This window comes from Streptomyces sp. TRD_SC_5 (assembly GCF_056836825.1).
Genome location: NZ_JBWZZS010000001.1, coordinates 2,399,774 through 2,412,168 on the forward strand (window position 1 = coordinate 2,399,774; position 12,395 = coordinate 2,412,168).

The following is a 12,395-nucleotide window of genomic DNA, read 5'->3' on the forward strand; positions in this document are numbered from 1 at the left end:
GCCGCACCGGCGGAATTCGGACTGCGCACTGCTCAGCCGGCCTCCAGACCGCCGGACACGGCCCGTTCCCACCACGCCCCGTCGTCGCCGGCGTCCCACTCCCGGAAAGCCGCCGCGTAATCCGCGCAGGCCGCCTCAGCGTCCGGCGCCTCACCGCTGCCGTCACGCCTCCGCTCCTCGGCCGAGTCAGCTGCGAGCTAACTCAGCAGCCATTACCGAAGCGGCGTGGAAGGATGGCGAAAAACGACACATACCGAGGAGATGACCGGGTGCCTGGCACGAATCTGACCCGTGAAGAGGCCCAGCAGCGGGCGAGCCTGCTCACTGTTGACGCGTACGAGATCGAGCTCGACCTGAGCGGCGCGCAGGAGGGCGGCACGTACAGGTCCGTGACCACCGTGCGCTTCGAGTCCGCCGAGGCCGGTGCGCAGACCTTCATCGACCTGGTGGCGCCCGCCGTGCACCAGGTCGTCCTGAACGGGAAGTCGCTCGACGTCGCCTCCGTCTTCCGGGACTCACGCATCACCCTCAAGCACCTGGAGGCCGGCCCGAACGACCTGAAGGTCGTCGCCGACTGCGCGTACACGAACACGGGCGAGGGCCTGCACCGCTTCGTCGACCCGGTCGACCAGCAGGCGTACCTCTACACCCAGTTCGAGGTCCCGGACGCCCGCCGCGTCTTCGCCTCGTTCGAGCAGCCGGACCTGAAGGCGACCTTCCAGTTCACCGTGAAGGCCCCGTCCGGCTGGACGGTGATTTCGAACTCCCCGACGCCCGAGGCGCCGAAGGACGACATCTGGGTCTTCGAGCCCACGCCGCGCATCTCGACGTACATCACCGCGCTGATCGTCGGCCCGTACCACGCCGTCCACAGCTCGTACGAGAACGAGAACGGCCAGAGCGTGCCGCTGGGCATCTACTGCCGCCCCTCCCTCGCCGAGTTCCTCGACGCGGACGCGATCTTCGACGTCACGCGGCAGGGCTTCGACTGGTTCCAGGAGAAGTTCGACTACGCGTACCCCTTCGCGAAGTACGACCAGCTCTTCGTGCCGGAGTTCAACGCGGGCGCGATGGAGAACGCGGGCGCGGTGACCATCCGCGACCAGTACATCTTCCGCTCGCGCACGACGGACGCGGCGTACGAGCGCCGCGCCGAGACCATCCTGCACGAGCTGGCGCACATGTGGTTCGGCGACCTGGTCACCATGGAGTGGTGGAACGACCTGTGGCTGAACGAGTCGTTCGCGACGTACACGTCCGTCGCCTGCCAGGCGCACGCGCCCGGCTCGAAGTGGCCGCACTCGTGGACGACGTTCGCGAACTCGGAGAAGACCTGGGCGTACCGCCAGGACCAGCTGCCCTCCACGCATCCGATCATGGCGGACATCCGTGACCTGGACGACGTGCTGGTCAACTTCGACGGCATCACGTACGCGAAGGGCGCTTCCGTACTGAAGCAGCTGGTCGCGTACGTCGGCCAGGACGAGTTCTTCCGGGGCGTACAGGCGTACTTCAAGGCGCACGCCTTCGGGAACACGCGCCTGTCCGACCTGCTCGGCGCGCTGGAGAAGACGTCGGGCCGCGACCTCAAGACCTGGTCGAAGGCCTGGCTCGAGACGGCCGGCATCAACATCCTGCGCCCGGAGATCGAGACGGACGCGGACGGCAACGTCACGTCGTTCGCGGTGCGGCAGGAAGCCCCGGCACTCCCGGCGGGCGCGAAGGGCACCTCCACGCTGCGTCCGCACCGGATCGCGGTGGGCTGCTACGACCTGGACGGCGCGGGCAAGCTGGTCCGCACGAACCGGATCGAAATGGACGTGGACGCGGCCGAACTGACCGAGGTCCCCTTCCCGGCGAACACCCCCCGCCCGGCGGTGATCCTCCTCAACGACGACGACCTGTCGTACGCGAAGGTGCGCCTGGACGCGGACTCGCTGGCGATGGTCACCGCGCACATCGGCGACTTCACCGAGTCGCTGCCGCGCGCGCTGTGCTGGTCGGCCGCGTGGGACATGACGCGCGACGGCGAACTCGCCACGCGCGACTACCTCTCGCTGGTCCTGTCGGGCATCGGCAAGGAGTCGGACATCGGCGTGGTCCAGTCCCTGCACCGCCAGGCGAAGCTTGCCCTGGAGCTGTACGCCGACCCGGCCTGGCGCGAGACGGGCCTGGCGCGGTGGACGGAGGCGACGCTGGAGCACCTGCGGGCCGCCGAGCCGGGCAGCGACCACCAGGTGGCATGGGCGCGCGCTTTCGCGGCGACAGCCCGTACCAACGCCCAACTGGACCTGCTCCAGGGCCTGCTGGACGGCACAGAGACGGTCGAGGGGCTGGCCGTGGACACCGAGATGCGCTGGGCGCTCGTCGGACGGCTCGCGGCGACCGGCCGCGCGGACGAGAAGGCGATCGCGGCGGAGCTGGAGCGCGACAAGACGTCGGCGGGCGAGCTGCACGCGACGTCGGCGCGGGCGGCGCGGCCGACGGCCGGGGCGAAGGCTGAGGCGTGGGCGTCGGTGATCGAGTCCGACAAGCTCCCGAACTCCGCGCAGGAGGCGCTGATCGGCGGCTTCGTCCAGACCGACCCCGCCCAGCGCGAGCTGCTGGCGCCGTACACGGAGAAGTACTTCGCGGCGGTGAAGGGCATCTGGGAGACGCGCAGCCACGAGATGGCCCAGCAGATCGCGGTCGGCCTGTACCCGGCGGTCCAGGTCTCGCAGGCAACGCTGGACGCGACGGACGCGTGGCTGTCGTCGGCGTCCCCGAACGCGGCACTGCGGCGCCTGGTCCTGGAGTCCCGCGCGGGCATCGAGCGCGCGCTCAAGGCGCAGGCGGCGGACGCGGGGGCGTAGGGGCGCTCTTGGGTTGCTGGGGGCTCTGGTGATTCCAGGACGCCGGCAGTTCCAGCCCGTCCGGCGTTTGAGGACACGTCAGGGCGGTCGGGGTCTGGGGCTTGCCCCAGTTCGGGAAGGGGCGGGTAGGGGAAAGCCCGCCGCAGGCGCCCCGGCTTTACCCACACGTGAGGGCGCCCCCGCCATGCGCAGGGGCGCCCTCACGTTCACGTTGAAACCGCCCGACGGACGGGCGCTGTGCCGCTGCCGTCCGCCGGGCGGGGTCTACTGGCCGTACCAGCTGGTGGTACGGCCGTACCTACTGGCCCGCCACATCCTCGTAACGCGCACGCAGATCGGCCGCGCCCTGCTCGGTGAGCACCCCGTGCAGCCGCATCCGGGCGACGCCGCCGTCGGGGAAGGCGTCGAGGCGTACGTGGGTGGCGACAGCCTGGGCGGCGAGCTTGAAGCGGTGCAGGGTGTCCGGCTGGAGCTTGGTGCGCGGGATGATCTCGAACCACTCACCGGTCTCGCCGTTGCGTCCGCTCAGAGCGATCCACCCGGCCGAGTTGCCCTTGAGGTACGCCGTGTCGATCTCGACGGCACGGATGGCACCCTGCGCGACGAGGCGGAAGCGCACCCAGTCGTTGGTGTCGCGGACGCGGCGGCGGCGGTTCTCCCACCCGTCGTCCATCTTCCGCGAGGTGCCCGGCAGGATGATCTGCGTCGGTGACGAGTAGAACTTGTCGGAAGCGTCTTCGTACACACCCCCGTTGAGTACGGAGACGAGGTCGACGGTCCCGAGAAGGTCGAGCCACTCGGGGTCGGGCACGACTTCACCGTGCACGCGGAGGCGGGCGACGCCGCCGTCGGGGTGCTGGCAGAGCCGGATGTGCGTGTAGCGGCGCTCGCTGGTGATCTCGAACCCGTTGGCGGCGTGCCCGCGCACGGGCGTCACCGGGACGATCTCCTCCCACTTCACGTCGGAGGCGAGGAGCTGCTCGGGGCTCGGCGAACCCTCCACCGCGGCGGCCTGAATGCTCACGCGCTGCGGGTAGTTGCCGCGGAAGTGGGCGGTGTCGACGATGATGCCGCGGATGACGCCGGGGGCGCCGAGGCGGACGATGGCCCAGTCGTGGTCGTCGGGCGCCGGGAAGGGGTGCGTACCGTCGACGCCGCGTCGGCGGCGGGTCTCCCAGCCGTCCATGATCTTGCCCTTGTGCCCGAAGTGCTCCGGGTCGAAGACGGCGCGCTCGCGGATGAGGAGGTTCTCGCGCTCGGCGAAGAACTCGTCGTTGGCGGCGATGACACCCGCTCCGAGACGCCGGTCGGCCAGATCGACGAGCTCGGCGAAAGTAAAGTCCCCGCCCCGATAGTCAACGTACGGGTCGCCACCCCCGTAGGGGGCGGCGTCGTTGGCGTGCGGGTCTTCGCTGTGCGCGGGAGTCGTCGTCGTCATGCAGTGACTGTCACACCGACGGAACGGTCAGGTCCATCGAAAGTTTCTGGACAACCTTTGAAGCAGAAACGAATGGTTGGGGGGAGGGAACGAGAGGAAGGGAGCGGGGGCGGGGAGCGGGGGCGGGGAGCGGGGAACGGCGGCTTCGGTGGATCCGTGGCGTTGGTTGCGTCTGGTGTGGGGGCCGCCTTTGGTGAGGGTGGCGTCGGAGGCCCGGCCCTCAAGGGCGCTCCTGCGTCGCGTCGCCTGCGGCGATTGCGCTGCGCTCCACCCTTGACCGCCGAACCTCCGCCGCAATGCTTAAGGGGGGCGGCCCCCGGGGGGAGCCCACGGGGAAACTCCGGCAAGTGGTCGCTCACCGCTGCCGGGCGGCGGGTGTGTGGGTGGGGCGCACGAGCTCTAGGGGGCGGCTCGGCCCCAGGCTAAGCGGGTGCGGGAACGGCCGCTGGTGCACCATCCGCATTCCGGACGCACACGGTCACCCAGGCCGGTAGGCGGCTGGCCGTCTGAGCCGACCTGCGGACTCATGTCTATGCAGGTGGGGCGCGACAGTTAAATGGGGCGACTCGGGCCGGTTCGGCGTCCACCCCCACCGGTGGTCGGCAGGACTGCAAGCACGTTGCTGGGCTTGGTGGGTGGAGGGGCGCCCAGGAGTGTGGTTCTGCCGATGGCTGCGGCGCGCCTGCGACCAGCAGGCCGCCCCGTCAGCGGCAACCAACCCCGGTACGGCCGGGGCTTTCTGGCCCGTCATCCCACCAGTAACACCCCTCACGCCAACCGCACCATCCGATCGGTTCGCGCGCGGTCCGTGGGGCCGTTGTGGGTCGAAACGCTCCCATGACAACCCGAAGCGATACGGGTGGGACCAGTGTGATCCGAGGGGCGATGGAGCTCGTCAAGTGGCGTGTTCGTTGCAGTTGCCCGGGGGAGGGGAGGTTGAAGGACATGCACCCCACCGAAAGAGGGCTGTTGCTCGCGCAATGGCGGGGCGGAATGGGCACCTCGGCCAACACCAGCCCACCGAACCACACCAGCCACGCCAACCCGAACGGACGTCTCCTGGATGCCCTTCCACCCACCAAGTCCGACCACGTGCTTGTGGCCCAGCCGACCTCCGGCCGGGGTGGACGCCAGACCGGCCCGAGTCGCCCCATTCAACTGACGCGCCCCACCCACGCAGACATCAGTCCGCAGGTCGACCCAAACCGCCGGCCGTCCACCGGCGTGGGTGCGCGTGTGCGTCCGGTTTGGGGATGGTGCACCAACAGCCGTCGCCGCACCCGCCGAGACTGGGGCCGCACCACCCCATAGACCGACCGCGCCCCACCCACCAACCCGCAACCCACCGAACCCACCCGCGCCCGTATCCCAGTTGTCGTGCAGGGCGTTTTTTCTTGGGCCGTCCCCTATTGAGCGTTAGCGGTGGGACGGGGCGGCGGGTCAAGGGTGGGCCGCAGGCCCATCGCGCAGCGACGCGACCGCAGGGAGCGCCCTTGACGCGCCGCCCCGGCCCACCGACACTCGAGCGCTCGGGACGGCCCGAAACCCCCAGAAGCAACCAGTGGTTGTCTTTACCCGACCTCGGCTCACCCCCCTCACCCCAATCGCGCCGCCGCCACCTCGCGCAAAGCCGACAGGACTCGGGCCACCGCCGGGCCCGCCTCCGCGCCTCGGCGTACCGCCGCCACCACATGGCGCTGTGGCTGGTCCGCGCTCAGGACCCGCATCACCACCCCCGTGCGACGCTCCGCCGCCGCCATCCGCGGGACCAGCGCCACGCCCATCCCTGCCTCGACCATGGCCAGGATCGCCGTCCAGCCGGCGGCGCTGTGTGCCTGCTCCGGTACGAAGCCCGCCGCCTCGCACGCATGGCGTGTGATCTCCGACCACGGCCCGCTCCCGCCGAAGATCCACGGCTCGCCCGAAAGGTCCGCCAGCCTCAGCCCCGGCGCCGCCGCCAGCGGGTGTCCCGCCGGGAGCGCGACGTCCAGCGGGTCCGCCAGCAGCGGTACTCGGGCCAGCTGGAGGTCGCGGGCGGTCGGCGCGTGCGCCGCCAGCGACAGCGCCAGGTCCACCGACCCGCTCGCCAGCAGTTCGTACGCCTCCGCCGCCTCCGCCTCCCGCACCCGTACCTCCAGCGCGGGATGCGTCGTACGCAGCCGCTGCACCGCCGGTACGACCAGTGCCGGCACGGCCGTCGAAAACGCCCCCACCCGCACCTCCCCCGCCTCCCCACGCACATAGCCCGTCAACTCGGCGTCCGCCTGCTCCAGTTGCGCGAAGACCGCCTCCGCGTGCCGCAGCACCAAGTGGGCCGCGTCCGTCAGGCGTACCCGCCTCCCGTGCGCCTCCAGCAGCGGTACGCCGAGCTGCTTGCCCAGGTTGGACAGTTGCTGCGAAACGGCCGAAGGCGTCATCAGCAACGCCTCGGCCGTCGCGGTCACGGTCCCCCGGTCGCGCAGGGTCCGCAGGATCCGCAGCTTCTTGATGTCCCACTCGATCATGGGACGGAATCTATCCCGGCCCATCACCGCTCACCGCCGCCCCCGCGCCCGCCCCCGCCCCGCTCCCAGCATCACTCCACCCAGGATCAGCGCCATGCACAGGAGCTGCATCGGTCCCGTCGCCTCGCCCAGCAGCGCGAAGGAGAGCAGGGCCACGCACACCGGCTGCAGGTAGTAGATGACGCCCGCCCTCGCCGCGCCGATCAGGGCGACCGCCTTGTTCCAGGCGAAGAAGGCCACCGCAGAGGAGAAGACACCCACGTACACCAGCGGACCGACCGTTCCCACCGTCGGCTCGAAGCCGCCCTGGAGCGCCAGGCTCACGGCGTACGCGGGCAACAGCATCAGCGCGCCCAGCACGAACGTGCTGAAGAGGAAGGCCAGTCCGCCGATCTCAGCCGGCTTGCGGCGCAGCAGCGCGCTGTACGAGCCGAAGCAGACCGCTGCCGCCAGCATCACAGGTCCCCGGCCGCGAAGTCCATGGCCAACGAGCCCTTGCTGACCAGGAGCAGCACCCCGACACAGGCCACCAGCATCCCGACCGTGCGACGGGCGCCGAGACGTGCGCCGCCCAGGCGTTCGTAGAGGGCCATGAGGACCGGCGACGCGGCCATGATCATGCCCATGTTGCCTGCCGAGGTGGAGAGACCGGCCTGGTTGACGAGGGTGTTGTAGACGGTTACGCCGAGGAGTGCGGCCAGGGCCACGAAGCCGAAGTGGCGCCGAAGCAAGCTCCGTTGACGCCAGGCCTCGCGGGCCGCGAACGGCGCCACGGCGACGATCGCCACGATCCAGCGCCAGAAGGCGGCCTGCACGGGCGGGACGGAGTCGTGCAGGGCGCGGGAGGTGACGAAGCTGCCGGACCAGACGACCGTCGCGACGGCCGCGAGGACGAGACCGACCGCCGCTGCCCTCTCTGCCGTTACGCCCCCTACGCCCCGTACGCTCCCCGTCCCCCTCTCCCCCACCGGCTCGCTGCTGATACGGACGCGGTCCTGGACTGCCACTGGTATCCCCTCCAACTTGGTTGCGGGTTCTACCGTCGCACCGCACGACCCATAAGGTCCATCGAATCTTTTCGATTAATTCGTTCAGATGAACTGAAAGGTGCAGGCCACTCGCGCCGCCTCCCAGGCCCCTCGCGTCCCCCAGCCCCCACCTGACCCAGCAGCGTCGCCCCGAACGCGATCGCCATCCCCACCAGCTGCACCGGCGTCAGCACCTCCCCCAGCGCCGCCCAGCCGATGACCGCCGCCGCCAGCGGCGACAGCGGGCCGAGGAAGGTCACCGAAGTCGCGGAGAGCCGGCCGATGCCGCGGAACCACAGCCAGTACGCCACCGCCGTGTTGACCAGCGCGAGGTAGAGGTAGCCGGCGACCGCCCGCCCGTCCAGCGCCGGGGGCGCGCCCTCCACCAGGAACGCGACGGGCGCGATCAGCAGCCCGCCGGCTGTCAGCTGCCAGCCGGTCATGACCAGCGGACCCACACCCTCCGGCCGCCCCCAGCGCTTGGTCAGTACGGTGCCGGCCGCCATCGAGGCGGACGACGCGAGCGCCGCCAGCACCCCGATCGTGTCCAGCGCGGCGGTGGCGCGCAGCACCACCAGGCTCACGCCGAGCGCCGCCGCGATCCCGGTCAGCAGGGTGCGTACGGTCGGCTTCTCACTCAGCAGCAACACCGCCAGCCCGGCCACCCACAGCGGCCCCAGCGAACTGAAGACCGCCGCCATGCCGCCCGGCAGCCGGTACGCCGAGAGGAAGAGCAGCGGGAAGAACACCCCGATATTCAGGGCCCCCAACACGGCCGCCTTTCCCCACCACACGCCGCGCGGCAGCGTCCTGGCGATCGCCAGCAGTACGAACCCGGCGGGCAGGGCACGCATCAGGCCCGTGAAGAGCGGCCGGTCGGGCGGCAGGAATTCGGTGGTGACGGCGTACGTCGAGCCCCACGAGATGGGCGCGAGCGCGGTGAGCGCGATTGTCCCCCCCCCCCCCCCCCCCCCCCCCCCCCCCCCCCTTTTCCAACCAGAAGACGCCACACTAGATGCTTAGTCATCAAGCAACTTTCTTGCGGCCGAGCTGAAGTCTCCGGATACTGCGGACATGACGACCAAGGCGACCAAGGCGACCAAGGACCCCGTCGACGCCATCACCGCCCAGTGGGCCGACGTACGCCCCGATCTCGACACCGCTCCGATGGCCGTCTTCGGCCGCATCTACCGGATCGCACGCGCGATGGGCGACCGCATCGAGAAGGCGTACGACCGTTTCGGGATCTCACGCGGCGAGTTCGACGTCCTCGCGACACTGCGCCGCTCCGGTGAGCCGTACACGCTCTCGCCGCGCCAGCTCTCCGCGACGCTGATGCTCACCACCGGCGGGATGACGGGCCGGCTCGACAAGCTGGAGCGGGCCGGGTTGCTCAGCCGCAGCCCCGACCCCCACGACCGGCGCGGGCTGCGGGTGACGCTCTCCGAGCGCGGCCTCGCGATCGTCGACGAGGCCGTCGCGGCCGGGCTCGAGCTTCAGCACGAGGCGCTCGAAGGGCTCGGCGAGGAGCAGTTGGATCAGCTCCAGGAGCTGCTGCGACAGCTCCTGGCCGGTTCGACCCGCCCGTAAGTCGACCCGCCCGTAGGCCGACCCCCAGCAAGAAAAACGCAGAGGGCGCCCCGCCCCGTACGCGATCACTCGCGCACGGACGAAGGCGCCCTCAAAGACGTGTTCGTGTGTGTTGTCAGGTCTGCTTCTTGGACTTGTCCAGCACCATGACGAGGCCGGCGATCACCACGAACAGCGCGATCGGAGCCACGACATACAGACCGAGCGTCTCGGCCACACTCAGGCCGGGACCCGGGTCGTCGCCGTCGTCGGGCGTGAGCGCGAGGGCGGGGGACGACATGAGCAGCATCATCAGCGTCGTACCGGCCGCGACGGCGCCGGCGCGCAGGGCGTTCTTCTTGTCCACGGTGCAAACGTAGCGAACCCCTAATCGGCCCGCGCGCCCGGGGGTGCCATAGGGGGTGCCAAAGCGGTTGCCGCAGGGGTTGCCCCACGGGTTACCGCAGGGGTCGCCCCCCGGGTTGCCCCAGCCGTTGCCGCACCGCCCCGGAACGCGTCGATCAGCCGGTACAGACGTGGCGACCCGGCCAGTTGCTCCAGGGTTACGGGACGCCCCTCCGCGTCTGCCACCGGCAGGCGCCAGTTCGGGTACTGGTCCCAGGTGCCCGGCAGATTCTGCGGCCGGCGGTCGCCCACCGCGTCCGGCAGCCAGATGCCGACCATCCGGGCCGGGGTGCGCAGCAGGAAGCGGTACGCGGCGCGGATCTCGCCCTCCTCGTCGCCCACGCCCTCCGGCAGCAGACCGAGCCTGGCCAGGTACGACAGCCAGTCCGCCACCTCCACGGCCGCCTCGGCCCGCTCCTCCTCCAGCGGACGGGTGAGCAGCCCGAGCCGGTGGCGCAGCGCCACATGCTCGCCCGTCAGCCGGGCGGCAGTGGACGGCAGGTCATGTGTAGTGGCCGTGGCCAGGCAGTGTTCGCGCCAACCGTCCGGGGGCAGCGGTTCTCCCGTACCGGTCCAGTCGCGCTCGAACCACAGCACCGACGTGCCGGACACACCGCGCTCGGCGAGGGCGTCGCGCACACCCGGCTCGACCGTCCCGAGGTCCTCCCCTATGACGCTCGCGCCCGCCAGGTGTGCCTCCAGGGCGAGTACGGCGAGCATCGCCTCCGCGTCGTACCTGACGTACGTCCCTGCCGTCGGCTCGCGCCCCTCCGGGACCCACCAGAGCCTGAACAGCCCCATCACATGGTCGATCCGAAGCGCGCCCGCGTTGCGCAGCAGCCCGCGCAGCAGGCCGCGGAAGGGGGCGTACGCGGCTGCGGCCAGGACGTCGGGGCGCCACGGGGGCAGGCCCCAGTCCTGGCCGAGCGCGTTGAAGGCGTCAGGCGGGGCGCCGACGGACATGCCGCGGGCGTACGCGTCCTGCTGCGCCCAGGCATCGGCGCCGCCCGGGTGCACGCCCACGGCCAGGTCGTGGACGATGCCGACGGGCATGCCCGCCTCGCGGGCGGTGTGCTGGGCGGCGGCCAGCTGGCAGTCGGTGAGCCAGGCAAGCCAGCCGTGCAGGTCCACGCGGTCGTGCAGATCGTTACGGGCGCGCTCGACGGCGGCGGAGCGCGGGTCGTCGCGCAGCGCGGCCGGCCAGGCGTGCCAGTCGGGCCCGTACACCTCGGCAAGCGCGCACCACGTGGCGTGGTCCTCCAGCGCGGCGCCCTGCTCGGACAGGAAGTCGCAGTAGGCGGCGCGGCGGCCGGGGCCGAGCGGGACGGCCCGTACGAGCTCCAGAGCCTGCTTCTTCAGCTGCCACACGGCGTCACGGTCGATCAGCTCGCCCTTGCTGAGCACGCCGTCGCGCAGGGTGGCGGCCCGGTCGAGCAGGTCGTCGATACGGGCGCGGTCCGCCGGAGGGACATGGGCGTACTCCGGGACGTCCTCGACCCTCAGGTGTACGGGGTCGGGGAAGCGCCGCGAGGACGGGCGGTACGGCGACGGGTCGGTGGGCGTAGCGGGGACGGCCGCGTGCAGGGGGTTGATCTGCACGAAGCCGACGCCCAGCGAGCGCCCGGACCAGGCGGCGAGCTCGGCGAGGTCACCGAGGTCGCCCATGCCCCAGGAGCGCCGCGAGAGCAGGGAGTAGAGCTGGACCATGAACCCGTAGGTGCGGCCGGGGGGCTGCGGGACGCGGGCGGGCGCGACGACGAGCGTGGCGGCGTCCTCCCGGCCCTCCGGCGTACGCACGCCCAGCCGGTGCACTCCGAGAGGCAGCTGCCCCCAGCCTTCGCTGCCTTCACTGCCTTCGCTCACGGCCGACTCGCTGCCCTCGCTCACGCTTGGCAGCGGCGATGGCACCACGTCGTTGCCGGAGCGGGAGCCGGGGCCGGGCGCCTTTGCGCGCGGCGGGCCGTCGGCCGGCGTCTCCCACTCCACCGCGGGCCCCTGCTCCGTCTCGACGCGCAGCCGCGTGCCTGCGGGCAGGCCGGTGGCCGCGGGCGGCGGCTGCGGGCCGGCCGGGCCCGTCCAGGACACCACCGTGGCGGGCAGCAGGCGGCGGGCAGCGGCGGCCTCGTGGGCGTCCAGGGCCGTACGCACCGCTTCGGGCGTGCGCGCGTCGACGCCCAGAGCCGCCAGTACGGCCACCACCGTGTCGTCGGGGACCTGGAGCGTGCGGTGCGCCGAAGGCTGGTAGGACGTGGCGACGCCATGCAGGGCCGCGAGCCGGGCAAGGCCCATCTAGACCCCCGTGGGCTCCATGCCCGATGCCGTGCCGTGGGCAGTCGGTTCGCTGGTCAGGGGGGCGGCGTCGGCCATCGGGGGCTCGCTGGTGAGCGGCGCGGCGTCGGCCATCGGAGGCTCGCTCGTCAGCGGCGGCTCGCTGGTGAGCAGCGGTTCGGCGAATCCGGCGTCGAAGGGGAATGCGGCGTCGAGACGGGGGCGGGGAGCGGGCACGGGTTTGGACAGGGCGGAGAGGAGAAGCTGTGCAGCGGCCACAGGGGGCCTCCCTACGGTGGGCTAAGCGGACACAGCAGCCCTACCCAATGGG

The 12,395-nt window shown here is 71.4% G+C and carries 8 protein-coding genes and 1 pseudogene; 2 read left to right on the forward strand and 7 right to left on the reverse strand.

The window, feature by feature from the left end:
- The first annotated feature begins 269 nt into the window (after positions 1-269).
- A complete protein-coding gene (gene pepN / locus AC1P0E_RS11015; RefSeq protein ID WP_482741992.1) occupies positions 270-2,852 on the forward strand; it encodes an aminopeptidase N in 2,583 nt (860 codons plus the stop codon).
- Positions 2,853-3,150: 298 nt separating this feature from the next.
- Here the strand turns inward: pepN and alc are convergent, their stop codons facing one another.
- From alc to AC1P0E_RS11035, 4 genes and pseudogenes are all read right to left on the reverse strand, one after another.
- Positions 3,151-4,290 (reverse strand): allantoicase, encoded by a 1,140-nt coding sequence (gene alc, locus AC1P0E_RS11020; protein WP_482741993.1) that lies wholly within the window; start codon positions 4,288-4,290, stop codon positions 3,151-3,153.
- A 1,595-nt stretch (positions 4,291-5,885) separates the two neighbouring features.
- Positions 5,886-6,794, reverse strand: coding sequence for a LysR family transcriptional regulator (locus AC1P0E_RS11025; protein WP_482741994.1), 909 nt, complete (start codon positions 6,792-6,794; stop codon positions 5,886-5,888).
- A 30-nt stretch (positions 6,795-6,824) separates the two neighbouring features.
- A pseudogene (locus tag AC1P0E_RS11030) lies at positions 6,825-7,762 on the reverse strand (DMT family transporter).
- A 68-nt stretch (positions 7,763-7,830) separates the two neighbouring features.
- The gene (locus tag AC1P0E_RS11035) at positions 7,831-8,772 is read right to left on the reverse strand and encodes an EamA family transporter (protein WP_482745719.1); all 942 of its coding nucleotides are present in this window, start codon (positions 8,770-8,772) and stop codon (positions 7,831-7,833) included.
- A 124-nt stretch (positions 8,773-8,896) separates the two neighbouring features.
- Here AC1P0E_RS11035 and AC1P0E_RS11040 point away from each other — a divergent pair, with 124 nt between their 5' ends.
- Positions 8,897-9,412 carry a MarR family winged helix-turn-helix transcriptional regulator gene (locus AC1P0E_RS11040; RefSeq protein ID WP_482741995.1) on the forward strand — a complete coding sequence of 172 codons (516 nt, stop codon included), beginning with the start codon at positions 8,897-8,899 and terminating at the stop codon, positions 9,410-9,412.
- A gap of 115 nt (positions 9,413-9,527) precedes the next feature.
- Here AC1P0E_RS11040 and AC1P0E_RS11045 read toward each other — a convergent pair whose 3' ends face one another.
- Genes AC1P0E_RS11045 through AC1P0E_RS11055 form a run of 3 tightly spaced genes read right to left on the reverse strand, consistent with a single transcriptional unit; the run spans position 9,528 to position 12,343 of the window.
- Positions 9,528-9,758 carry a hypothetical protein gene (locus AC1P0E_RS11045; RefSeq protein WP_482741996.1) on the reverse strand — a complete coding sequence of 77 codons (231 nt, stop codon included), beginning with the start codon at positions 9,756-9,758 and terminating at the stop codon, positions 9,528-9,530.
- Between the two features lie 20 nt (positions 9,759-9,778).
- Entirely contained in the window at positions 9,779-12,085 is a 2,307-nt protein-coding gene (gene malQ, locus AC1P0E_RS11050; RefSeq protein WP_482741997.1) for a 4-alpha-glucanotransferase, read from the reverse strand.
- Positions 12,086-12,343 carry a hypothetical protein gene (locus AC1P0E_RS11055; RefSeq protein ID WP_482741998.1) on the reverse strand — a complete coding sequence of 86 codons (258 nt, stop codon included), beginning with the start codon at positions 12,341-12,343 and terminating at the stop codon, positions 12,086-12,088. It lies immediately after the preceding gene.
- Positions 12,344-12,395 lie beyond the last annotated feature (52 nt).